The organism is Paractinoplanes bogorensis (assembly GCF_018829635.1).
Lineage (GTDB): Bacteria > Actinomycetota > Actinomycetes > Mycobacteriales > Micromonosporaceae > Actinoplanes > Actinoplanes bogorensis.
This window is the reverse complement of record NZ_JAHKKG010000017.1, coordinates 153,923-176,012: the sequence shown is the minus strand read 5'-3', so window position 1 is coordinate 176,012 and position 22,090 is coordinate 153,923. Positions and strand designations below refer to the sequence as shown.

Genomic DNA, 22,090 nt, shown 5'->3' with positions numbered 1-22,090 from the left:
GCCTCAAGCGGGGGCCCGGTTGGGGTCAAAGCCAGAGTATTGCGAACGTGTAATACTTACGGCGTTGCCCTCATCGTCTAGTGGCCCAGGACGCCGCCCTTTCAAGGCGGTAGCACGGGTTCGAATCCCGTTGGGGGTACTGGTAAGTTAGCGAGAAGCAGTCGCTACACTTCCGGAGCAAGGAACGACAGCAAGGTCCTGTGGAGCAGTTGGAGTGCTCGCCGCCCTGTCAAGGCGGAGGTCGCGGGTTCAAGTCCCGTCAGGACCGCAAAGCTTCACCGTAAGGCAGTACCAAGGCCAGGTAGCTCAGTTGGTACGAGCGTCCGACTGAAAATCGGAAGGTCGGCGGTTCGACCCCGCCCCTGGCCACGAGTCGGGGGCGGTCGTGTGTTCGCGGAGAGCGCGAACCTGGCCGCCTCGTTCTTTCCGCGCGACTTCGTCGCGCGAGGCGGGGGCTACGCCACCCGCACCCCCTCTGCCGCCTCACACCATCGGGTTTGGCTGGGGTGGAAATTGGCTTCGCCAACGCCAACGCCAAGCGGCAAACGCCAACGCCAAGCGGCAAACGCCAACGCCAAGCGGCAAACGCCAACGCCAAGCGGCAAACGCCAACGCCAAGCGGCAAACGCCAACGCCAAGCGGCAAACGCCGACGCCGAGCGGCGACGCCGAGCGGCAATAGCGACGCTGTTTACTGGCGCTGCCTTCGGCGTTTGCTGGGAGCACGATGACTCGTGCGTCGTCACTCGTTGGGTTACCGTCGGTGCGGGCTCAGCTGGGCGGCCCCACTTCGGCAAAGCCGAGCGTTCGCACCACCCGCCGCGACTCGATCGGCCGTGCCCGCCACTGCGGCAACCGCGCCGCATGATGACAACCCCGCCGCCCCACGCGACCGGGTTGGACGTCAGAGGTCACGCCACACGTGCGGCTCCTGATAGGCGTGCCAGCCACGGAAGAACCAGTCGGCCAGGTCTCGAAGCCGCTCCAGGCAGTCCTCGTAATACTGCGCCGGCTCGGGCCGAGGGAAGTTTGGGTGACTGGTCCACTCCGCCACGAAATGTGACGCCTCGTAGAAGCCCTCGGCCATCCAGCGTGGCAGATCCTCGCGGCCTTCGAACTCCGTGCAGGCCGTCCGCATCGCCTGCTCCAGCCGGCTGAAGGCCGCTCGGTCCCAGACGAGGCCCTCGCCACGCAGGTTCAGAAGAAAAGCGCCCTCGAACTCCCGCCTCAGCACGGCCAACGCCTCATCCATACCCGCATTCTGGCCGACGGGTACGACAGAAATGGGAGTCAGCGCAACCCGGCCGCGCGGGATTCGAGGTAGCGGCGCTCCGGCAAGCTCAACGTCAACCGCGCCGCCCGCAGATACTCCTCCCGAGCGGCGTCCAGATCACCGGCCCGCTCCAGCAGATGGGCCCGCACCGCGGCCACCCGATGATGCCCGGCCAGCGCAGGGTCACCAGCCGCCTCGTCCAGGGCCCGCAAACCGACCAACGGCCCGTCGACTTCGGACAGTGCGACGATCCGGTTCAGCGTCACCATCGGACCGGGAGCGGCCGCGGCCAGCAAACGGTACAACTGCAGGATCTGCGGCCAGTCGGTGTCCGCCGCGGACGTCGCCTCGGCATGCACCGCGGCGATCGCCGCCTGCAACTGGAACGGCCCGATAGCCGTGGACCGCAGCGCCTCGGTGATGACGGCAACCCCTTCGTCGATGAAGGCTCGGTTCCAGAGCGCCCGGTCCTGCGCGGCGAGCGGCACCAACCCACCGTCCGCACGGGTCCGCGCCGGCCGTCGCGCGTCGGTCAGCAGCATCAGCGCCAGCAGCCCGGCCACCTCCCCGTCGGAGGGCAGCCGCTCGTGCAGCTGGCGCGTCAGGCGAATCGCCTCAGTGCTCAGCTCCACCCGATGCAACGACGGCCCCGAGCTCGCCGTATACCCCTCATTGAAAATCAGATAGAGCGTTTGCCGTACGGCCGGTAGTCGTCCCGACAAGGAGGAGAGCGAGAACCGCCCGCCCGCCTCCTGGATCTTCCGCTTGGCCCGGCTGATCCGCTGTCCGATGGTCTTCTCCGGCACCAGCAGGGCCCGCGCGATCTCCGCCGTGGTCAGACCGCCGACCGCCCGCAACGTCAACGGCACCTGGGCCACGGGGGTGAGGGCCGGGTGGCAGCAGAGCAACAGCAGTGTCAGCTCGTCGTCGCCGCGTACCTCGGGTGGTGGATCCGGCGGCACAGCCTCGCGCCGGCGGCGGGCCTCCTCGTTGCGCAGCAGCTCGATCCGGCGGCGGGACGCGACCCGGATCAGCCACGCCCGTGGATCGCCGGGCACCCCGTCGACCGGCCACTGCTTGGCCGCCGCGAGCAGGGCCTCCTGCACCGCGTCCTCGCTCGCGTCGAAGTCACCGTATCGGCGGACGACCGCGCCCAGCACCTGCGGCGCGGCCGCCCGCAACACGTCGTCGAACGACTTCAGAACTCCCACCCGCTCATGTCGAGCACGGGCCGCACCTCAACCCCGATGGTCGCCGCGTCCGGAACCTTCGCCGCCCACGAGAACGCCTCCTTCTCGTCGCCGACGTCGATCAGGTAGAAGCCCGCCAGGTGTTCCTTGACCTCGGTGAACGGACCGTCCGAGACGACCGTGGAACCGTCGCGGACGGCCACGAACCGGGCCAGCGCCGGATCGGCCAGCCCTTCGGACGCGACGAGCACGCCCGCCTCGGACATCTCGTCGTTCAGCGTCAGGTGGCCACGCCCGAACGCCGTCCGCTCGTCGTCCGACATCTTGTCCCACAGCGCCAGGCTGCGCTCGTTCGACTGGATGAGGATCAGATATTTCATCGGCTGTCTCCTTCTCTCACCAGGATGTCGAAGCCGGGCCGCCGGCTTCGACGTCCCGGTCGAAAGATTGCCGAAGAAGGAGGAACCATGCAGGAGATCCGCGATGTGATCGAGGGCCGGGCGGCTCGGCTGAGCGTCGGCGACGTGCCCGGTCACCTGGCCTTTTCCGCCCCCGAGGTGCTGCTCTATTCGCTCGCGCCGCCGCTCGGCGAGCGCGTCCACCACAGCGACGCGACCGCGATCGAGCAGTGGCTGGCCACCTTCGAGACGCCGCCGCGACGCGAGGTCACCCAGCTCGAGATCACCGTCGACGGCGACGTCGCGTTCGCCACCAGCTACGACTCGATGACCGCGACCCCCAAGGGCACGCCCGACGAGTTCACCATGTGGTTCCGGGTGACGATCGGCCTGCGCCGCATCGACGGCCGCTGGCTGGTCGTCCACGAGCACGAATCCGTGCCGTTCCAGATGGACGGCTCGCTCACCGCCGCCGTCGATCTCAAGCCGTAGTACGCCGGTATGACGGCGAAGACGGCTCCGAGGTATCACGACTCAGCGTGACCGCGAACCTACCGTCGAGCCATGAAGACCCTACGAGCGTTGCCGAAGGGGAGGATCGCCGCCGGCGCGGGTGCTGTCTATCTCGCGTACGGCGGCGCCACCTACCTCGACCTGAAATCCGGCCTACCCACCATCCTGTGCTGGGTCGGCGGCCTGCTCCTGGGCCTGCCGTTCGCCCTGCTGGCCGATCGCCCGCTGCTGACCTGGCGCCTCACCTGGCTCGCCTGCGCGGTCACCGGCCTGGCCGTGCAGGCGCACCACCGCACGCCGTTCTCGTGGCACCCCGCCCTGCTGGCCGCTCAACTGGTGATCCTCGTCGTGATTTCCCTGCGTTTCCCGTACGCGGTGAGCGCCTGGACCTACCTCAGCATGGTCGCCCTGATCGCCTTGTCGTTCTACTCCGCCGACTGGCTACCCATCTCCCTGATCGTCGCCGTGATCATGGGTGTAGCCGTCCTGATCGGGGCAACCAGGAGACGGGCTCAGGCGCGCAGGGCGATCGCGTAGAGGTCCCGAGCCGGCCCGATCAGCTGGTCGGCCGCCCGCCACACGGCCCGGAGCCGGCGCTGCAACGGGACCGCGGTCGGCACTGCCACGAGCGTGCCGGCCGTCAGCTCGGCGGTCACGGCGAGTGAGCTGAGCACCGCCGCCCCCGACCCGGCCGTCACCGCGTGCTTGATGGCGGTAGTCGACGACAGCTCGAGCAGCGGCGCCGCTGCGGTCAGGTCGCCCAGCGCCTGCTCGAACGCCCGCCGAGTGCCCGACCCGGATTCACGTGAAACCAGCGGGGTCGCGGCCAGTTCGTCGGCCGTGACCGCCCGCCGGCGCCGGGCCCACGGATGTCCCGGCCCGACCACCACGGCCAGCCGGTCGGTCGCCACCACCTCGGCGTGCAGACCGGCGGGCAGGTCGGGTCCCTCGACAAAACCCAGTTCGACGTGCCCGTCGAGCACCGCGGCGGCGACGTCGGCCGAGTTCGCGGCCTGCAGCGTCACGGCCAGCCCGGGATGGGCCGCGCGCAGGGCGACCAGCCACGCGGGCAGCAGATATTCGGCCACGGTCTGGCTGGCGGCGACCGTGAGCCGGCTGTCGTGGGTGGCCCGCAGCGCGGCCAGCCCGGCGGCGAGCGCGTCGGCGGCGTCGATCGCGGAGCGGGCCCAGTCGGCGACCAGCGCGCCGGTCTCGGTCAGGGTCGAGCCGCGCGGCGTGCGGTGCAGCAGGGTCAGCCCGACCCGGCGCTCGAGCTCGCGCAGGCGGGCGCTGGCGGCCGGCTGCGAGATGCGGTGCTCGGCCGCGGCCCGGCCCACGCTGCCGAGCCGGGCGACGCTGAGCAGCAGATCGAAACCGGCCAGGTCGGCGGTCAACGGCGGCAGGGGCATAAAGACAGGTTATGACCTCAGGCGAGATCGACACCTACTGGCCTCGGCTTTCCCGGCGCAGGGTGGAGACATGTTCGGACCCAATTGGTTCGCCTCCGTCATGGGCACCGGGATCGTCGCCACCGCGGCCGCCACGCTGCCCGTCCAGGTGCCCGGCCAGCACGTCTTCGCCACCGCGATGTGGCTGCTGGCCGCCACGCTCCTCGTCGCCCTCGCCGTGGCCACCGCCCGGCGCGGCACCAGCCATCTCGACGACCCGGTGCTGATGCAGTTCTGGGGTGCGCCGCCGATGGCGCTGATGACCGTGGGCGCGGGCACGCTGCTGCTCGGGCCGGCCGAGATCGCCGTACCGGTCGATCTGGTGCTGTGGACCGCCGGGACCGTGCTCGGTCTGATCGTCGCGGTCGCGGTGCCGTACCGGATGATGACCCGGCCCACGCTGGCCGCCGCGCCCGACTCGGCTTTCGGGGGCTGGCTGATGCCGGTGGTGTCGCCGATGGTGTCGGCGGCGACCGGCGCACTGCTCGTGCCGCACGTGCCGGACGGCCGTGACCTGCTGCTGGCCTGCTACGCGCTGGCCGGGATCAGCCTGTTCGCCGCGGTCCTCGTGATCAGCCAGATCTGGGGCCGCCTGGTCCGGCACCAGGTCGGCGCCGCCCGCATGGTGCCGACACTGTGGATCGTGCTCGGACCGCTGGGCCAGTCGGTCACCGCGTTCCACCTGCTGGGCCGCTCGGCCGAGGGGGTGCTGCCTTCGCCGTACGCGGAAGGGGCCCAGATGCTGGCCGTCCTCTACGGCGTACCGACGCTGGGCTTCGCGCTCTTCTGGGGTGCGCTGGCTGCGGCGATCACGGTCAAGACCGTACGGGAGGGAATGCCCTTCTCTCTGACGTGGTGGGGCTTCACCTTCCCGATCGGCACGGTCGTCACCGGCACCGGAGGTATGGCCGCCCGCACCGGATCGCCGCTGCTCACGACGCTGGCCGTGGTCCTCTTCGTGGTGCTGGTGTCGGCCTGGGCGATCGTCGCGACCCGGACCGTACGGAGCGACCTCTGGCGTCAGCCCAGGGCGGCCAGCACGCCCACGCAGTCGATGGCCGTCACCGCCGGGCGATAGTCGAGCGACTCCGGCCAGGACTGACCCCGGGACACCCAGCCCGTACGTAATCCGGCCGCGGCCCCGCCCCCGATGTCGTACTCGGCGTGGTCGCCGACCATCCACCCGCCCTCGTCCAGGTGGCGGCCCACCGAGGCGGCGGCCAGCTCGAAGATCCGGCGGTCGGGTTTGCGCACTCCGGCCCCCTCCGAGATCGTCCAGCCCGCGACCAGGCGGTCCAGGCCGGTGCGGCGCAGCTTGGCCTCCTGCTGGGCGACCGTGCCGTTCGTGACCACCACCGGTACGAAGCCGGCCGCTGCACACGAAGTCAGCGCGGCCGCCACCAACGGGTCGGGCGCCAACTGGTCGACCATGCCCGCACGCAGCTCAACCAGCACCTCGGCCGGCTCCAGGTGGTAACGGGCCGCGATCACCGGGGCCAGTTCGTCCTTCGGCCGGTAGCCGTCCCGATCTTGTTCGACCAGCCACGGCACCTCGGTATCCCCGAACCGTGTACGGGCCCAGGCCTTGAAGGCTGCTGCGCGGTCAATAAGAGTGTTGTCCAGGTCGATGAGCAGCAACATGTATCGATCTTGTCAGGCTTCGCGGGGACGAGGAGGACGGCGTGCTGACATTCACCAACGCGGCGGAGCAGGCGGCCTGGACCATGGCCGAGGCGCTCAGCGAGAAGGCTTTCGCCGCGATGAAGGGCGCCGAGGAGGCGCAGGAGGTGTTCCGCAAGGGGCGGATGGCGATGCGGCGGCAGTTCAAAGCCCGCGGCCTGTCCGAGATCGACGCGGCCATCCGCTGGAAGAGCACGTCACAGGCGCAGGCGGCGCTGGCCGACCACGAGTTCTACATGCAGGAGGCCTCGATGTACAACGAGGCGGCCACGGCGCAGTACGCGAAAGCGCTGTATCTACGCGGTCGATAGTCAGGCGGCACGGTGGCGCAGCGTCGCCACCGTCGAGCCGGCCAGCGCGAGCAGACAGTCGGGCAACTGGCCGTCGGCGATCGCGGCACCGAACAGCGCCTCACCGGTGGAGATGTCGGCGTTCACGTAGGCGCTGACGAAGCGGGCCACCCAGCGCTTGTCGTACCGCGCGTCGTCGATGCCGGGGAAGTCGAGCGTCCACGCACCGCCGGAGGGCACCTGCCCGACCATGGTGGCGGCCAGGCACCAGGCGACGTCATAGGCGCCGACGATGCCGGAGCGGTCGACCACCGAGTCGAACGTGCCCACCACTGCGTCACTGTCGCCGCTCAGGGCACTCTGAAGAACGAGTGCCGCGTCGTCGATAGCGTGCTGTGGTACCTCGGTCACGTCAAAGAAGGTACGTGGAGTGGTCAAGGTTTGCCCGCTGAGACACGGAATCAGGCTCCGCGCAGCAGACAGGTGATGCGGGCCGTGCAGATCCGCTCGCCGCTGTCGTCGGTGATGACGATTTCGTACGTCGCCATGGTGCGTCCCCGGTGCACGGGGGTAGCGACGCCGGTGACCACGCCGGAGCGCGCCGCCTTGTGATGCGTGGCGTTGATGTCGACACCCACTGCGAACGGCCGGTCGACGGTCTGGCCGTGCATCACCGCCCCGACCGAGCCCAGTGTCTCGGCCAGCACGCAGGAGGCTCCGCCGTGCAGCAACCCGTACGGCTGGGTGTTGCCCTCGACCGGCATCGTGCCCACGACCCGCTCGGCCGAGGCCTCGCTGAGCTGGATGCCCATCCGCTCGCCGAGCGAACCACCGCCACCGGTCGTGAAGAGGTCCTGCACGCTGTCGGCCGCTATGTCCATTCGATGAACGTTACCGGCGAGGCCCGGCTCGCGGTGTTGTGACTTGGGCCCTACTCTTCCCTGCGACCGTGTTTCGCAAGGCAAGTGAGGATTATTCAGGGCGGTGCTTAGCCAGTCGTTGACCTGCGGCTGTGTGCAAGTCGAGGTCGGCCCTGAATAACCCTCATTCACATCGCAGGGAGGCCAGCATGACCGAGCCCCAGGAGACCGTCGAGACGCGTGGGAACGAGCGCGTCGACCTCATCGCGCAGGACTCGAGCGGCGACGGCAAGCCCGACGTCTGGGTGTCCGACACCGATGGCGACGGCAAGCCCGACCTGTTCCAGTTCGACACCGATGGCGACGGCAAGGTCGACATCACGATGGTCGACCTCGACCAGGACGGCAACCCGGACATGATCGTGGACGGCGACGGCGGGCACCCGCCGGCCGTCTGAGTCGTCCTAAGCCCCGCCGAGGGCGCTGAGCGCGACCCAGAGCACGGCGATCGCCACGGCCGTGGTGGCGATCGTCGACGCCCGGTGCCGCCACGTGACCGGGCCCGCGACGGCCTCGGGATGACCGAGGCGTCGCAGCACGGCCCGCTGGTCCCGGACGGCCGCCGCACGTACGGCGGCCGCCTCCGGGTCGGCCCGGCTGAGCTCCACCGCCAGCCGGGCCTGAGCGCGTTGCAGACGGCGTACGGCCGCGGAAGCCTCCCGCCCCGCGTGCTCCCCGGCGAGCCGGCGGGCCGCCGCCCGGCGTGACCCCGACCCGAGCACCTCGAGCTCGCCCGCCGTGATCAGCTGCGGATCGCCCAGCCCGGCCAGCCATCCCGCGTAGTAGTCGGCCTCGCGGTCGTGCACCCGCCGGACCAGCCACAGAATCAGCAGCAGCGGCGGCAGGCCCTTGATCAGCAGGACACCGAGCAGGGCCAGGGTGCCGTTGCCGAGGCCATCGACGAGCACCGGCGAGTTCCACAACGCGTGCGAGGCCCACGCGCCCAGCACGGCCAGCACGGCGACGCCGACCCGATGCGGACGGCTCCGCTCCCGCTTGACCACGAGGTAGCCGATGCCGGCGCCGGCCAGCGCACCGAACAGGGTGTGACTCCAGATTCCGGACAGGAAGCCGCGCAGCAGGAAGGTGGCGATCACCGGCTGCACCTGGTCGCCCTGCCCGGCCAGCGCGACCGCGCCGACGGCGAAGACGATGTCCTCGGCGATCTGGAAGCCGAGGCCGACCATCGCCCCGTAGACGATGCCGTCGAGCACGCTGTTGACCTGCGACCGGGCGATCAGCACGACGGCCACCACGCCGAGGGTCTTGGCCACCTCCTCGACCGCCGGCCCGGCGATCGCGGCCCCCCAGTCGGCCGCCAGGTGCGGCGAGCCGAGCTTGGCGACCAGGTTTTCCAGGGCCGCGCTGCCCGGGATCGAGACGGTGGTGGCCACCAGAGCGCCCCACGCGAACGCCAGCGCGAGCAGTTCGGCCGGTTCCCGTTCGATGAAGTCGAGTTCCGACACGAACAGCCAGAACGGCACGGCGAGCAGCGCGAACAGCAGGACCGAGAGGGCCGTGGCCCGCGGGTAGGCGGTGAAGAAGTGCCCGGCCAACTGGGTCATCCGGACGCCGCCGGCGATCAGCAGGGTGAGCACGACCCAGAAGGCCGGTTCCCGGGTGAGAGCGATCATTCCCGTACGGCCGGAGGGCCGCACCACAGAAGCAGTCACTGCGGCTCGCCGTCCTGGCGCAGGGTGCGGGTGCTCGCGTCGATCTGCGGCAGGGTGCGGCCCAGGTCGAGGTCGTTCCCGCTGATCGTCACCTCGATCGTGTGCCCGCCGGCCACGAAGACGGCGTAGCGCCCGCCCCGGCCGGGCGCGGTGTAGCCGCCCTGGAGCCCGGCCAGCCCACCAGCCGTACTGACCGTGAGCTGGGCGCCGGTGACCTGATAGCCGGTGGTGTCGACGATCCGCTTGCGCAGGCGTTCGGCCGCCGCGGTCAGGTCGCCGTCGAACGGCCGGACGGCGATGGCGTAGCGCACCGGTCCGAGCCGGAAGAGCGCCGTGCCCTCGGTGTCGCCGGGCCGGGTGCCGGTCACGTCGAGCACCGCACCGGCCGGGGGCACCACGGTCACTCCGGCGCCGATCGGATAGGGCTCGTCGGTGCTGATCGCCCGCTCGGAGGGCAGCGAACGATCGATCGCCGGCAGTCCGAAGGCCAGCCCGCCCAGGGTGGCGGCGACACCGAGCGCACCGAGGAGATTCGTCAGCTGACGCCGGGTGAGCCTCGCCATGCCTCAACGCTAACGGCGCGTACGCGACCTCGTGACGTACGGCCATTGTGGAGCACGGAGCAGCCTGGGAGATTACGGATTTGTCGGTTCTTCCGAAAGCCGTTCGGCGGGCACGAAAGAGGTCAGCCAGACCCCGTTGGCGCTGCGGTGGAACACGTGACCACCGGCCGCCAGCTCGCCCGCGGCGACCCGCAGCACCACCACGTCGGACGAACGCCGGCCGCCGACGTTCAGCGCGGTCGGTACATCCGGGGAGAGGTGCACATGGTGACGGCTGCGCGGCCGCAGACCCTCGCGGAGGATCGAGGCGAGGTTGTCGCGGGGCGTGCCGTGGAAGAGCACGGACGGCGGCTCGGCGGGCTCGAGACCGAGATCGACATCGACCCCGCGGGAATGCCCTTGGCTGGCCCGGATCCAGTCGGTGCCGTCGTCGCGCCGGGCGATCGCGAAGCGTGCCTTGTCGTTGCCCGCCACGACGAGATCGAGCTCGTCCCGGGTCAGGCCCAGCGCGGCCAGCAGGTCGGCCACCGGCACCCAGCCGTTCGCGTCGAGGGCGAGCCCGGCCGACTCGGGCCGATGCCGCAGCACCAGCGCAAGACGCCGGCTGACCCGCACCTGCTCGCGGCTCAACCCGGTCATCCGGCCAGCTCCGCACCGCTCGTCCGACCGGCTCCAGCCCGGCTCATCCGGCCAGCTCCAGCACGGCCAGATAGTAGGGCCGGTCCTGATCGTCGATCTCCTTGAGCCGCCACCGGGTGCCCTCGATCAGCGTCTCGAGCTCGGCCGCCGAGCAGTTCAGATAGTCGAACCACTCGGTGGCGAGCCGCCGGTAGCGCAACCGCAGCCGCAGCTGGCCGCCGAGCCGGCCGCGCTCCCGGTTGCGCTGGTGATAGCCGGCGTGCACCGGGTCGGTGGTGCCGTACGGGTCGGTGCCCTGGGCGATGATCCGGGCGCCCGGATTGGCCAGCCGGGCCAGCGCCTCCAGCAGGACCGGGGCCCGCTCGGCGCTCTCGAGCAGGCCGAGGTTGTTGCCGAGCAGCAGGAACGTGTCGTAGCGGGCGCTCGCCACGGCGTACCCGTCGACGGTGTTGCGGACGGTGTCACGCAGGCCGCGTTTGCGGGCCACCTCGATCGCCCCGGCCGACGTGTCGAGGCCGGTCACCGCCATGCCTCGACGTTGCAGCTCGACCGCCGTCCGGCCCGCGCCGACCCCGATGTCGAGCACGTGCCCGCGGACCAGGCGCAGCGCCCGGTGGTCGAACCCGCGCCAGTCGCCCGGCTCCGAGAGATAGTGATCGGCCGGCGCCCCGTTGATCAGGCCATCGTCCCGCTCGATCACCTCGATGACCGGCCGGGGCCAGCGCCCACCGGCCAGCGGCCGCGGTCCCACGCCCGAGCGCACCGCGTACGCGTCCTTGATCATCTCGCCGAACACGTCGCCGATGGCTGGCTCTTCCATGACCACTACCCTTGGCCCATGCCGACGCTGGAGCAACTCGGTTCCGAGAAGTACGTCTCCCTGACGACCTACCGCAAGGACGGAACACCGGTGCCCACGGCGGTCTGGGTGCTGCCGGCCGGCGACGGAGTCGCGATCTGGACGGTCACCGACACGTGGAAGGTGAAGCGGGCGCGCAACAACCCGCACGTCACCGTGGCCGCCTGCGATGTGCGCGGCAACGTCCGGGGCGAGGCGGTCGACGGCCGCGCCCGCATCGGCACCCCCGCCGAGCGTGACCACTTCGCCGGCGTGCTCGGCCGCAAATACCGGATGCTCGGTATCTTCGGCACGCTCCGCTACCGGCTGCTGGGCCAGCGCGACCGGATCACCGTAATTGTGGTCGATCCCGCATAAATCGCCCGCGCGAAGATACGAAGAAGGGGCGATCGTCTTCCCCGACGCTCGCCCCTAGCAACGATCTCGCGAATCGACTGAGGTCAGTCGCCCTGGCGCTGCGTGGGAATCTGCCCCTGCAGCAGGGCGCGAACCTCCGACTCCCGGTAACGACGGTGGCCGCCCAGAGTGCGGATCGCACTCAGCTTGCCTGCCTTCGCCCACCGGGTGACGGTCTTCGGGTCGACGCGGAACATCGACGCCACCTCGGCCGGCGTTAGTAGCGGCTCAGGATCGTGCGTACGCGATGCCATCGGTCACTCCTCCACAGGTACCTATAGACAACGGCCGGGGTCCCGCCGGCCGGTGCGTCTCTCATGGTCCGGCTAGTCCCCGATGTCCGACATGGGCCGAACGGACGAAGGTCCCCAGATAGACGGATGAAGCATGCCCGATTTTTGCGTGTTTTCTACGCCAGATAGTGTCTCGTTTAGTCCGATTATCACGCTTCGGCGAGCCACGATCACGAAGAGTGTTCACCTCGGGAGCGCTCCCAGCGTGGGTAATTACACCACAGATATCCGGTTTGTACCGGCCTTTGTGCAGCTCAGGCGCAACTCAGTTGCACCGCTCCAGCAACTGGACGGCCCGCCAGCGATCGACCAGCGTCTCGTAGGTGGCGGAGGCGTCGTCGGCGTCGCCGCGCGAGAGTGCCGAAAGTCCGGCCGCCACCAGTCCGGGTGAATCGTCACCGGACAAAACGTCATCCGGGAGAAGGTTGACGAGGCCGCCGTAGTCAAGCTCGACGATCGAGCGCGGGTGGAACTCCTCGAGCCACCGGGTGCCCTCCTCGACCGCCTCGGTGATCGGGGCGTCGCCCAGCGACTTACGCAGCACGGAGACGGCCCGGTGGGCCCGCCGGCGGGCCTTGGAGATCTCGGTGCGATAGCGCAGCACGCGCTGGCCCGACGCGAGGTCGATCGCCCGCTCCTCCAGGTCGACGAAGACGAACCAGCGCAGCGGCACGCCCCACGTGGCGATCTGCTCGTGCACCCGGGGCACCCCGTGCTCGAGCACCTTGGCCCCGCTGCGCCAGTCCTCCACGATGGCCTTGGCCTGACCGGCCAGCACGGGCGGGACGAAGGCGTCGGCCAGCACGCTGGGCACGCCGTCGCGCGCGTTCAGGGCCGCCTCGGCGACCCGCAGACGCAGATTCCACGGGCACACCAGCAGCGAGTCGCCCCACTGCAGCACGTACGCCTCGTCGGGCAGATCGGGCAGCCGCGTCCAGCCGGCGCCGAGCGCCTCGAGCACGGCCGTCCGCTGGCGGACCGGGCCCTCGACCGGGCCCAGAGCACGGCCCTCACGCGCGTACTTGCGCCAGAAAACCTGACGGTCGCGGTCGAAGGCGGTCAGCGGCTCGTAAACCCTCAGGTACGACGCGAACAGTGACGGCACGGCGCGATCCTTTCACGAATTCGGCCAGGTGGAATCTCCCGCGCGGACGTAATCCGCTCCCGGCCCGCCCGACTAGGCTCGCTATGTCCGGCACCACCCCCGCCGGGCACGACCGGCCCCACGAGGGCCACGACAAAAGGATCAGGAGAACAGCCATGGGCGTGTTCGACACCGAAGGCACCGACGCCACCGGTCACGAACAGGTCGTCTTCTGCCAGGACAGGCAGACCGGCCTCAAGGCGATCATCGGGATCTACTCCACGGCCCTCGGGCCGGCGCTCGGCGGCACCCGCTTCTATCCGTACGAGAGCGAGGACGCCGCTCTCGCCGACGTGCTGAAGCTCTCGCGCGGGATGGCGTACAAGAACGCTCTCGCCGGTCTCGACCTCGGCGGGGGCAAGGCGGTCATCTGGGGCGACCCGGCCCGGGCCAAGTCCGAGGGGCTGCTGCGGGCGTACGGGCGCTTCGTCGAGTCGCTGCACGGCCGCTATTACACCGCCTGCGACGTCGGCACCTACGTCCCCGACATGGACGTCATCGCCCGCGAGACCCGCTACGTCACCGGCCGCAGCATCGAGCACGGCGGTGCCGGCGACTCCTCGATCCTCACCGCCTGGGGCGTCTTCCAGGGCATGCGCGCCGCCGCCGACCACACCTGGGGCCGCCCGTCGCTGGCCGGCCGCACGGTCGGCATCGCCGGTCTCGGCAAGGTCGGGAAATATCTGGCCGGCCACCTGATCGAGGACGGCGCGACCGTGATCGCCACCGACGTCAACGAGGCCGCCCTCAGCTGGGCCCGCACCACCTATCCCCAGATCGAGCTCGTGGCCGACACCACAACGCTGATCACCTCTGATCTCGACGTCTACGCGCCGTGCGCGCTCGGCGGTGCGCTCGACGACGACACCGTGCCGGTGCTGCGGGCCAAGGTGGTGACCGGCGGGGCCAACAACCAGCTGGCCCATCCCGGCATCGAGAAGTCGCTGGCCGAGCGGGGCATCCTCTACACGCCCGACTACCTGGTCAACGCGGGCGGCGTGATCCAGGTGGCCGACGAGATCGAGGGCTTCAACTTCGAGCGGGCCAAGCTGCGCGCGACCGGCATCTTCGACACGACCCGCCGGATCCTCGAGATGGCCGACACCGAGGGCGTCGCCCCGGCCGTCGCCGCCGACCGGCTCGCCGAGCAGCGGATGGCCGAGATCGGCCGCCTGCGCTCGATCTTCCTCGGCTGAACGGGCCGCCTTCGCCTACCCGAACGGTGGGTCGAAGAGGCGAGTTTGGGGCCTGCCGCGCGTTCCGGGACGGAAAACCGCGACGCGCGGCAGTGTCACACGCAACCCGAGGTGCCGAAGACGGCATCGTCCATGTACCGTAAGACCCACGAGAGATGCCTAACGTCATCGGGGCCCGCCTTCGGGCTGCCCCGAATTCTGTGCGAGGGGGTCGAGCCATGGGGCGCGGCCGTGCTAAGGCCAAGCAGACGAAGGTGGCCCGGGAGTTGAAGTATCACTCCCCGAACACCGACCTCACCGCCTTGCAGCGCGAACTGGCGGGTGCCGGTCAGTCCGACCGTCACTTCGACGACGACAAAGATGAGTTCGTCGACGATGACGAGGACGACGCTGAGGACGACCAGGACACCTGGTCGCCGACAACAAGGCGCTGACCCCGTATTGCACAGAGCACGCGGCTGACCGCGTGCTCACGTGCGTCCGTGGTCAACAACCCTACGGTTCACACCGAAGCCCACGCGGGCCAACACTCGCGTGGGCTTCGAACCGGGTTCAACTGCGCAGACCTGCGTGAACGCGAGAATCGCTAACTGCCCGCACTCGCCTCGTTTGTGAGCAGACAGCCGATTTTCGTCGCCGCGGGGTTTGCGGTGCCGGAAATTGGCTGTCTGCTCACAAACCTCGCAGAGGCGAGTGCCGCGGAGCGAAGCGACGCCATGTCCCAGCAGCCATCTATCTGGGTCTGTTGTTCCAGTTGTAGAACGTGGGGATGTTCTCGAAGTGGTTCCAGGCGCACACCGCCGAGCCGTCCTCTGACGTGCTCTCCGCACGTGCTCGCCGGGCTTCCTCCGCTTCGTGCAGGAGTGCCGCCAGACCGTCCCGGGTGTCGTGCACCCGTGTCGTCACCGGATCGGTCCCCTGCTCTTCCGACCGGTCATCGGACAGCCGAGGGCTCGTGATCTCGGGCATGGTCCAGCACTCCCTCCAGTAGGCGAATCTTGCTGTTCCGGCAGTGGTCCGTCTCGGTGGTGTCGAACCGGCCCTGCTCGAAGTAGCGGTTGGCCGCGTGAGCGCCCCCGCAGAAGCCGAAGTATGGACAGGCGGCGCGGCAGGACTCCACGCCACGCAGGAACTCGCCGATCCACGGGGTGTCCGCCGCGCCGGCCAGGATCTCGGCCAGCGGAGTGCTCAGCACGTTGCCACTGGTGAAATCGCCGTAGCGCGGGTCGGAGAAGCCGGCCAGTTCGGGCGAGAGCAGCACCACCGAGCCGTCGTGGGCGATGGTCGGGATCGGGTCGAGCTGCCGGGGCAGCAGATCGTCGGCGGTCTCGTCGAGCACGGCGGCGACGTAGCGCAGGCTCCACTCGACCTCGCGCAGGTGGATGCGCGGATCGGCCCGCCAGGCGGTGACCAGCTCGGCCCAGAAGGCGGTGACGTCGGCGGCCGTGTGCCGGTTGGTCCGCGTGTTCACGCCTTCCAGTTCCTCGACGTTGATGCCGAGCACGTCGCAGCCCAGGCCGAGGAAGTAGTCGTAGAGCTCGGTCGCCGTGCCGGGCCGCGGATCGCCGACCACGCAGAGCGCCGAGAAGCCGATGTCGTGCCGGCGCAGCGCCTCGATGCCCCGCACGATCCGGTCGTACGCCGGTCGGCCACCCCGGGTGACCCGGTCGCCGTTGCGCGGCTCGGGGCCGTCCACGCTGACGCTGACCCGTACGTCGTGGGTCTGGAAGAAATCGCACCAGGCGTCGTCGATCAGGGTGGCGTTGGTCTGCACGTGATGCTCGACGCCAGGCCCGAACGGCTCGAACAGGGCGGCCAGGTGATCGCGGCCGGCGGCCAGCGGCTCCCCGCCGTGCCAGACCACCGAGAACCGGCCGTCGCGGGCCCAGCCCTCGATCGACGCGGCCACGGCCCGGGCCACCTCGACCGGCATCCGGTTGTCGGCGGCCCGGAACGGGAGATAGCAGTAGGCGCAGTCCAGGTTGCAGAGGGTCGTCGGCTGCATGACGACGTAGGTGGGGACACTCGCGATGCCCCGCATCCCGCTCCAGACCGGCGTCATCGCCGCACCCCCGTCCCGTGACTCATGCTTTGCCGCGTTCCCGCAAAAGTGTGCGGAACTCACGTCAGAGGCTAGGCTCTGCGGTCCAGCCGAGTAAACGAAAGATCCGCATGTGCCGGATATCGACACACGCGGATCACTTCGGTTTGAAACGTCAGCCCCGGGTGTACTGGCCCATCATCTGCACCTCACCGGTGCCCTCGATGACCTCGCCGACCTGCCACGCCTCGACGCCACGGCCGGTCAGGTAGGCCATCGCGCGGTCGGCGTCGTCGGACGAGACGATCGCGAACATGCCCACGCCCATGTTGAACGTGGCCTCCATCTCGTGGTCCTCGATCCGGCCCTTGGCCTGGATGAGGTCGAATATGGGCTGCGGTCGCCAGGTCGAGCGGTCGACCACCGCGTCGGCGTTGGCGGGCAGGATGCGGTTGAGGTTGCCCGGGATGCCGCCGCCGGTGACGTGGGAGAACGCGCGGACGTCGGTCTCCTCGATCAGGCCCAGGCAGTCCTTGGCATAGATCTTGGTGGGGGTGAGCAGTTCCTCGCCCAGCGTGCGCTGGCTGCCGAAGTCGTCGACCACCGAGTCGAGACGCATGCGGCCGGCGCCGAGCAGCACGTGGCGTACGAGCGAATAGCCGTTGGAGTGCAGCCCCGAGGACCGCATCGCGATCACCGCGTCGCCCAGCTCGACCCGGTCGCGGCTGAGGATCTCGCTCTCCTCGACCACGCCGACACCGGTGGCGGACACGTCGTATTCGTCCGGGCGCAGCACGCCGGGGTGCTCGGCCGTCTCGCCGCCCAGCAGGGCGCAACCGGCGTAGCGGCAGCCGTCGGCGATGCCGGCGCCGATCTCGGCCACCTTGTCCGGTACGACCTCGCCGCAGGCGATGTAGTCGAGCAGGAACAGCGGCTCGGCGCCACAGGCGACCAGGTCGTCGACGACCATGGCGACCAGGTCGATGCCGATGGTGTCGTGGATGTCGAGCTGCTGCGCGATCACCAGCTTGGTGCCGACGCCGTCGGTCGACGAGGCCAGGATCGGGCTCTTGTACTTCGAGGTGTTCAGCTTGAACAGCCCGGAGAAGCCACCCAGGTCGCCCATCACCTCGGGGCGGGTGGTGCGCTTGACCTTCGACTTGAGCAGCTCGACGGCCCGGTCACCGGCCTCGATCGAGACGCCCGCGTCCGCGTAGGTGGCCGTGCGCTTGCGCACGGCGCGGCCGCCGCCGGCCGTCCAGGGCCGGCGGTCGGCGCCCTCAGCGCCGTTGGACCCGGCACTGTTGCGCTCGGACACGTGCGTCACGGTTCTCCCCTTAAACGTGCTTCGTCAGTGAAACTCATGCGCCGCCGCCCTGACCGGCCAGCTCGCGAACGTCGTACTCGGTCTCGAGCTCGGCGACGGCCGCGGTCGCCGCCTCGTCGGTGGCCGACGGCATCGAGGCGCGCTTGCCGACGCCCTCGAGCAGGTGCTTGCCGATCAGGTTGCCGGCCGGCAACTCGATCGGATAGTGACCATCGAAGCAGGCCATGCAGAGCCGCGTCTTCGGCTGCTCGGTGGCCGACACCAGACCGTCCAGGGAAACATAACCCAGGGAGTCGGCTCCGATCGAGCGGCGGATGCCCTCGTTGTCGAGCCCGTTGGCCAGCAGTTCGGCCCGGGTGGCGAAGTCGATGCCGTAGAAACAGGGCCACTTGACCGGCGGCGACGAGATCCGCACGTGCACCTCGAGCGCCCCGGCCTCACGCAGCATGCGCACCAGCGCGCGCTGGGTGTTGCCGCGGACGATCGAGTCGTCGACCACGACCAGGCGCTTGCCCCGCACGACCTCGCGCAGCGGGTTGAGCTTGAGCCGGATGCCCAGCTGGCGGATCGTCTGCGACGGCTGGATGAAGGTGCGGCCGACGTACGCGTTCTTGGTCAGCCCGGCGCTGAAGGTGATGCCGGACTCTTCGGCGTAGCCGATCGCGGCCGGGGTGCCCGACTCGGGGACCGGGATGACCAGGTCGGCTTCGACCGGGTGCTCGCGGGCCAGCACGCGGCCGATCTCGACGCGGGCCGAGTACATGTTGCGGCCGGCGATCGTCGTGTCGGGGCGGGCCAGATAGACGTATTCGAAGAGGCAGCCCTTGGGCTCGGGCGCGGCGAACCGGGTCGACCGCAGGCCGTGCTCGTCGATCGCGAGCATCTCGCCCGGCTCGACCTCGCGGACGAAGCTGGCGCCGACGATGTCGAGGGCGGCGGTCTCACTGGCGACCACCCAGCCTCGCTCCATGCGGCCGAGCACCAGCGGGCGTACGCCCTGGGGGTCGCGCGCGGCGTAGAGGGTGCTCTCGTCCATGAAGACGAAGCTGAAGGCGCCCTTGAGCCCCGGCAGCACCTCGAGCGCGGCGGCCTCGACCGAGAGATCGGGGCGGCTGGCCAGCAGGGTGGTCACCAGGGCGGTGTCGGAGGTCGCACTGTCGGCTTCGAGGCCCCGCTCGGCGACCTCACGGGCCAGCTCGGCCGTATTGACCAGGTTGCCGTTGTGGGCCAGCGCGATGGTCGTGCCGGCCGTGGTGGCCCGGATCGTCGGCTGGGCGTTCTCCCAGTTCGAACCGCCGGTGGTGGAGTAACGCGTGTGGCCGATCGCCAGGTGGCCCTGCAGGCTGGCCAGGGTCGGCTCGTCGAAGACCTGGGACACGAGGCCGAGATCCTTGTAGACCACCACGCCGGAGCCGTCACTCACCGCGATGCCGGCTGCTTCCTGGCCGCGGTGCTGAAGAGCGAAGAGCCCGAAATAGGTGAGTTTCGCGACCTCTTCCCGGGGGGCCCAGACACCGAAGACGCCGCAGGCATCCTGGGGGCCGCGCTCCTGGGGGTCGAGATCGTCGGTCAACCGGCCGTCGCCTCGGGGCACCTGTTGCTCCCTCATGCTGATCTGCTCGAACTTTGCTGGACCGCTCCGACGGCCCAGTGTACGCGAGCCGCGGGGGTGCGGCTCGGGCTGTCAATCGGCCGCGCCACCGGTCAGCGGAAGGTATTCGGTGAGATCGGTTCGAATGCCGCTCGCCCGCAGCCGTCCGTCACGCAGCGCATCGGCCCAGCTCACACGCTCCGTGGCGACCAGAACCCAGGTGACCGGGTCCGCTTCGACCACATTGGGCGGTGTGCCACGGGTGTGCCTGGGACCAGGAACACACTGAATGGCACCGAAAGGCGGAATCCGGACCTCCACCGATCGGCCAGGCGCCTTGGCCGACAACTCCGCGAGGAGCGCTCGCACAGCGTCACGCAGCACTGATCGCTCGGGCTGGACGCCGCGATCCAGCGCGTCCAACGCTTGGCGGACCGACTCGGATTTATTGTGCGCAGGAGACACGTCGGGACAATACGACTCGCTTCAGCGAGATTGGTACGCGGCCCTGGGTCGCGCTGGGGACGTTTGACAAGGCATAGTGGCCGACGGTGTTTTAGTCGCGGGATGTAACCGGCTCCCCCAATCGGCCGGTGACCGTGCGACCGGAAGGCGGTGGAAGGTGACGACGCACCTACGAGCCCGGGCTGCCCAGGCCGGTGCGTTACTGGCGGTGGTCGTCGGCGGAGTCTTCGCCGCCCCCGCGGTGGCGCTCGCCGAGGCACCCGCCGTGCAGATCACCGACCTCTCGACCGAGGTGCCCTCGGGCGCCAAGATCGACATGACTTTCCAGGTCCGCGAGACCAACGGCAACGACGGCACGCCGGCCACCGTCGAGGTCAACAGCGGTGGCATGCGCTGCGACGGCTGCGGTCGCCGCATCTCCCCGATCTCCGGTGACGGCACCGAGTTCAAGGTCCAGTTCACCGCGCCCGACGTCAACGCCGGTGACACGCGTCAGGTGACCGTACAGATCACCGCCACCATCGTCGGGCAGCAGGGTCGTGAGACCGGCCGGGTGAACCAGCAGATCACGGTCAAGGGTCCCGACGCGCCGCAGGCCGTCCGTCAGGTCTCGGGCCGGGTCAAGGACCAGGACGGCAAGGGCGTCGCCGGGGCGCTGGTCGCGATGCGGGACGGCGCCAACAAGACCTTCCAGGCGACGTCGGACGGCTCAGGTCAATACTCGTTCACCTCGTCCGACAACAACCCGATCACGGCCGGCACGATCTCGATCGCCGCCGGCAAGGACGGCTTCGAAGAGGCCGCGGTCCAGCGGCAGGCCTCGGCCGGCCAGAGCCTGGTCGTGGCGCTGACCCTGAAGTCGACGGCGCCCGCGACGCCGTCCGCCACGGCCACACCGAGCGCGACGGCCAGCGCCTCACCGACGGCCGAGACGAGCGCCGAGGCGGCGCCCGACGAGACCACCACCACCGAGGCTGCCCCCGACAACGCCGCGTCCCAGGAGGACAGCGGCGGCTCGATGCTCTACATCATCATCGGCATCCTGCTGGTCGCGGCCGGCATCGGCGCCATCGTGCTGGTCATGCTGCGCCGCAAGAACAACGACGACAATGACGACGACGACCCGACCGGCCTGCCCGGCTCCGGCGGCGTCGTGCCGCCGAGCCAGGGCCGCTACGGCGGCGACGCCACCCGCGTCGCGGCGCCGGTCGGCGGCGGCCGGGCCAACGACGCGACCATGATCGCTCCGCTGTCCGGGGCACCGTCCATGGCGGACGCTCCGACGGTGATCCACCGCATGCCCGCCGCCGAGGACGAGTTCCCCGACCCCTACGGTGCGCCGATGCCGCCGCAGGGTGGCTACGCGGGTTCGGGCGCGGCCGCCGGTGGCTGGGACCAGCCGGGTGGTGGCACCAACCAGTACGGCGGGGGCACGCAGCAGTACGGCGGCGGCACCCAGCAGTACAACGGCGGCGGCCAGTACGGCGACTCCACCCAGTACGGCCGGCCGCAGGACGACGCCAACGACTACGGCCAGTCGGCCGACCAGCAGCAGGGTGCCGGCTACGGAGCGTACGGCGAGCCCACCGGCATGTACCGGCCCGACGCCGGGCACGACGACGGTGGCTACGGCGGCTACGACCAGGGTGGCGGCTACGGCGACCAGCAGCAGTACGGCGGTGGCCAGTACGGCGGCGCCCCTCAGGGCGGCGGCTACCAGGGCGGCGGCTACGCAGCGGAGCCGGCCGACCAGGGTGGTTACGGATCGTGGGGCGCCCCCGGCGACGGCATCGACAACAACGGCTACGGCCCGCAGGGCACCGGTCAATACGGCGCTCCGCAGGGCGGCCAGCAGTACGGCAATGCCCCCCAGGGCGGCGGCCAGTACGGCGGCGCCCCTCAGGGCGGCCAGTACGGCGGTGGCGGCTACGACGACGGCTACCAGGACGACCAGCGCGGCGGCTACGACCCGCGCCAGGGCGGCTACCAGGGTGGCGGTTACCCGGGCAACGACCAGGCCGGCTATGACGACCAGCAGCAGTACGGCAACCAGCAGGGCGGCTACGACCAGCGCGGTGGTGGCAACTACGGCGGCCAGCCGCGCCAGGGTCAGGACTCGCCGGCCCCGCGCCGCGGCGGTCACGACTACTGAGTTTCCCGGGCACGACGAAGCACAAAGAAAGCCGGCCAGC

General features: G+C 70.0%; 27 protein-coding genes and 3 tRNA genes. 12 read left to right on the top strand and 18 right to left on the bottom strand.

Going from position 1 to position 22,090, the window contains the following annotated elements; translation table 11 throughout:
- Positions 1-66 precede the first annotated feature (66 nt).
- The 3 genes from KOI35_RS42105 to KOI35_RS42095 all read left to right on the top strand — a co-directional run bounded on the left by KOI35_RS42105 (position 67) and on the right by KOI35_RS42095 (position 369).
- Positions 67-139, top strand: a tRNA-Glu gene (locus tag KOI35_RS42105).
- Positions 140-194: 55 nt separating this feature from the next.
- Positions 195-268, top strand: a tRNA-Asp gene (locus KOI35_RS42100).
- A 27-nt stretch (positions 269-295) separates the two neighbouring features.
- Positions 296-369 (top strand) — tRNA-Phe (locus KOI35_RS42095).
- Between the two features lie 534 nt (positions 370-903).
- Here the strand turns inward: KOI35_RS42095 and KOI35_RS42090 are convergent.
- The 3 genes from KOI35_RS42090 to KOI35_RS42080 are packed head-to-tail and all read right to left on the bottom strand — an operon-like array spanning position 904 to position 2,842.
- On the bottom strand, positions 904-1,251 hold the full coding sequence (locus KOI35_RS42090; RefSeq protein ID WP_215795329.1) for a hypothetical protein: 348 nt from the start codon (positions 1,249-1,251) through the stop codon (positions 904-906).
- Positions 1,252-1,289: 38 nt separating this feature from the next.
- Positions 1,290-2,483, bottom strand: coding sequence for an RNA polymerase sigma factor (locus tag KOI35_RS42085; protein ID WP_215795328.1), 1,194 nt, complete (start codon positions 2,481-2,483; stop codon positions 1,290-1,292).
- Positions 2,471-2,842, bottom strand: a complete 372-nt coding sequence (locus KOI35_RS42080) for a YciI family protein (RefSeq protein ID WP_215795327.1) — start codon at positions 2,840-2,842, stop codon at positions 2,471-2,473. Before KOI35_RS42080 ends, KOI35_RS42085 begins: the two co-directional genes overlap by 13 nt.
- 87 nt (positions 2,843-2,929) lie before the next feature.
- Here KOI35_RS42080 and KOI35_RS42075 point away from each other — a divergent pair, with 87 nt between their 5' ends.
- Together KOI35_RS42075 and KOI35_RS42070 are read left to right on the top strand one after the other, a co-directional pair.
- Positions 2,930-3,352, top strand: coding sequence for a nuclear transport factor 2 family protein (locus KOI35_RS42075; protein WP_215795326.1), 423 nt, complete (start codon positions 2,930-2,932; stop codon positions 3,350-3,352).
- 72 nt (positions 3,353-3,424) lie between these two features.
- Complete coding sequence (locus tag KOI35_RS42070) at positions 3,425-3,910, top strand: hypothetical protein (protein WP_215795325.1); 486 nt, start codon at positions 3,425-3,427, stop codon at positions 3,908-3,910.
- On the opposite strand, the gene KOI35_RS42065 is transcribed toward KOI35_RS42070, so the two are convergent.
- The gene (locus KOI35_RS42065; protein ID WP_215795324.1) at positions 3,886-4,782 is read right to left on the bottom strand and encodes a LysR family transcriptional regulator; all 897 of its coding nucleotides are present in this window, start codon (positions 4,780-4,782) and stop codon (positions 3,886-3,888) included. The genes KOI35_RS42070 and KOI35_RS42065 overlap by 25 nt on opposite strands.
- A 70-nt stretch (positions 4,783-4,852) precedes the next feature.
- Between KOI35_RS42065 and KOI35_RS42060 the strand changes: the two genes are divergently transcribed.
- Positions 4,853-5,899 (top strand): TDT family transporter, encoded by a 1,047-nt coding sequence (locus KOI35_RS42060; protein WP_215795323.1) that lies wholly within the window; start codon positions 4,853-4,855, stop codon positions 5,897-5,899.
- Here the strand turns inward: KOI35_RS42060 and KOI35_RS42055 are convergent.
- Positions 5,842-6,462 (bottom strand): HAD family hydrolase, encoded by a 621-nt coding sequence (locus tag KOI35_RS42055; protein WP_215795322.1) that lies wholly within the window; start codon positions 6,460-6,462, stop codon positions 5,842-5,844. The genes KOI35_RS42060 and KOI35_RS42055 overlap by 58 nt on opposite strands.
- 41 nt (positions 6,463-6,503) lie before the next feature.
- On the opposite strand from KOI35_RS42055, the gene KOI35_RS42050 reads away from it, so the two are divergent.
- The gene (locus KOI35_RS42050) at positions 6,504-6,812 is read left to right on the top strand and encodes a hypothetical protein (protein ID WP_215795321.1); all 309 of its coding nucleotides are present in this window, start codon (positions 6,504-6,506) and stop codon (positions 6,810-6,812) included.
- On the opposite strand, the gene KOI35_RS42045 is transcribed toward KOI35_RS42050, so the two are convergent.
- Together KOI35_RS42045 and KOI35_RS42040 are read right to left on the bottom strand one after the other, a co-directional pair.
- The gene (locus KOI35_RS42045; RefSeq protein WP_215795320.1) at positions 6,813-7,202 is read right to left on the bottom strand and encodes a hypothetical protein; all 390 of its coding nucleotides are present in this window, start codon (positions 7,200-7,202) and stop codon (positions 6,813-6,815) included.
- A gap of 50 nt (positions 7,203-7,252) precedes the next feature.
- Positions 7,253-7,672: a PaaI family thioesterase gene (locus KOI35_RS42040; RefSeq protein ID WP_215795319.1), complete on the bottom strand. Its 420-nt coding sequence runs from the start codon at positions 7,670-7,672 to the stop codon at positions 7,253-7,255.
- 188 nt (positions 7,673-7,860) lie between these two features.
- Between KOI35_RS42040 and KOI35_RS42035 the strand changes: the two genes are divergently transcribed.
- Complete coding sequence (locus tag KOI35_RS42035; protein ID WP_215795318.1) at positions 7,861-8,109, top strand: hypothetical protein; 249 nt, start codon at positions 7,861-7,863, stop codon at positions 8,107-8,109.
- 6 nt (positions 8,110-8,115) lie between these two features.
- Here the strand turns inward: KOI35_RS42035 and KOI35_RS42030 are convergent, their stop codons facing one another.
- From KOI35_RS42030 to KOI35_RS42015, 4 genes are all read right to left on the bottom strand, one after another.
- Entirely contained in the window at positions 8,116-9,384 is a 1,269-nt protein-coding gene (locus KOI35_RS42030; protein ID WP_308121389.1) for a PrsW family intramembrane metalloprotease, read from the bottom strand.
- On the bottom strand, positions 9,381-9,947 hold the full coding sequence (locus tag KOI35_RS42025) for a hypothetical protein (RefSeq protein WP_215795317.1): 567 nt from the start codon (positions 9,945-9,947) through the stop codon (positions 9,381-9,383). The genes KOI35_RS42030 and KOI35_RS42025 overlap by 4 nt, the downstream gene beginning before the upstream one ends.
- A gap of 72 nt (positions 9,948-10,019) precedes the next feature.
- Positions 10,020-10,586 (bottom strand): RNA 2'-phosphotransferase, encoded by a 567-nt coding sequence (locus tag KOI35_RS42020; protein ID WP_215795316.1) that lies wholly within the window; start codon positions 10,584-10,586, stop codon positions 10,020-10,022.
- A 43-nt stretch (positions 10,587-10,629) separates the two neighbouring features.
- The gene (locus KOI35_RS42015) at positions 10,630-11,406 is read right to left on the bottom strand and encodes a class I SAM-dependent methyltransferase (RefSeq protein WP_215795315.1); all 777 of its coding nucleotides are present in this window, start codon (positions 11,404-11,406) and stop codon (positions 10,630-10,632) included.
- Between the two features lie 18 nt (positions 11,407-11,424).
- On the opposite strand from KOI35_RS42015, the gene KOI35_RS42010 reads away from it, so the two are divergent.
- Complete coding sequence (locus tag KOI35_RS42010) at positions 11,425-11,802, top strand: PPOX class F420-dependent oxidoreductase (protein ID WP_215795314.1); 378 nt, start codon at positions 11,425-11,427, stop codon at positions 11,800-11,802.
- 83 nt (positions 11,803-11,885) lie between these two features.
- Here KOI35_RS42010 and KOI35_RS42005 read toward each other — a convergent pair whose 3' ends face one another.
- Positions 11,886-12,095, bottom strand: coding sequence for a BldC family transcriptional regulator (locus tag KOI35_RS42005; RefSeq protein ID WP_014687221.1), 210 nt, complete (start codon positions 12,093-12,095; stop codon positions 11,886-11,888).
- Positions 12,096-12,399: 304 nt separating this feature from the next.
- Positions 12,400-13,239, bottom strand: a complete 840-nt coding sequence (locus tag KOI35_RS42000) for a DUF8083 family protein (protein ID WP_215795313.1) — start codon at positions 13,237-13,239, stop codon at positions 12,400-12,402.
- A gap of 155 nt (positions 13,240-13,394) precedes the next feature.
- Between KOI35_RS42000 and KOI35_RS41995 the strand changes: the two genes are divergently transcribed.
- A complete protein-coding gene (locus KOI35_RS41995; protein WP_215795312.1) occupies positions 13,395-14,474 on the top strand; it encodes a Glu/Leu/Phe/Val family dehydrogenase in 1,080 nt (359 codons plus the stop codon).
- Between the two features lie 218 nt (positions 14,475-14,692).
- The gene (locus KOI35_RS41990; protein ID WP_215795311.1) at positions 14,693-14,908 is read left to right on the top strand and encodes a DUF3073 domain-containing protein; all 216 of its coding nucleotides are present in this window, start codon (positions 14,693-14,695) and stop codon (positions 14,906-14,908) included.
- A gap of 298 nt (positions 14,909-15,206) precedes the next feature.
- Here the strand turns inward: KOI35_RS41990 and amcA are convergent, their stop codons facing one another.
- The 5 genes from amcA to KOI35_RS41970 form a co-directional block, all read right to left on the bottom strand.
- On the bottom strand, positions 15,207-15,443 hold the full coding sequence (amcA, locus tag KOI35_RS48080; RefSeq protein WP_246614641.1) for a multiple cyclophane-containing RiPP AmcA: 237 nt from the start codon (positions 15,441-15,443) through the stop codon (positions 15,207-15,209).
- Positions 15,409-16,515: a cyclophane-forming radical SAM peptide maturase AmcB gene (gene amcB, locus KOI35_RS41985; RefSeq protein ID WP_308121394.1), complete on the bottom strand. Its 1,107-nt coding sequence runs from the start codon at positions 16,513-16,515 to the stop codon at positions 15,409-15,411. Before amcB ends, amcA begins: the two co-directional genes overlap by 35 nt.
- A 175-nt stretch (positions 16,516-16,690) precedes the next feature.
- Positions 16,691-17,842 carry a phosphoribosylformylglycinamidine cyclo-ligase gene (gene purM / locus KOI35_RS41980; protein ID WP_215795309.1) on the bottom strand — a complete coding sequence of 384 codons (1,152 nt, stop codon included), beginning with the start codon at positions 17,840-17,842 and terminating at the stop codon, positions 16,691-16,693.
- A 34-nt stretch (positions 17,843-17,876) separates the two neighbouring features.
- Positions 17,877-19,436 (bottom strand): amidophosphoribosyltransferase, encoded by a 1,560-nt coding sequence (gene purF, locus KOI35_RS41975; RefSeq protein WP_215795360.1) that lies wholly within the window; start codon positions 19,434-19,436, stop codon positions 17,877-17,879.
- A 90-nt stretch (positions 19,437-19,526) separates the two neighbouring features.
- Positions 19,527-19,898, bottom strand: a complete 372-nt coding sequence (locus KOI35_RS41970; RefSeq protein ID WP_308121388.1) for a sterol carrier family protein — start codon at positions 19,896-19,898, stop codon at positions 19,527-19,529.
- 157 nt (positions 19,899-20,055) lie between these two features.
- Here KOI35_RS41970 and KOI35_RS41965 point away from each other — a divergent pair, with 157 nt between their 5' ends.
- Positions 20,056-22,050, top strand: coding sequence for a carboxypeptidase-like regulatory domain-containing protein (locus tag KOI35_RS41965; RefSeq protein WP_215795308.1), 1,995 nt, complete (start codon positions 20,056-20,058; stop codon positions 22,048-22,050).
- Positions 22,051-22,090: the final 40 nt, after the last annotated feature.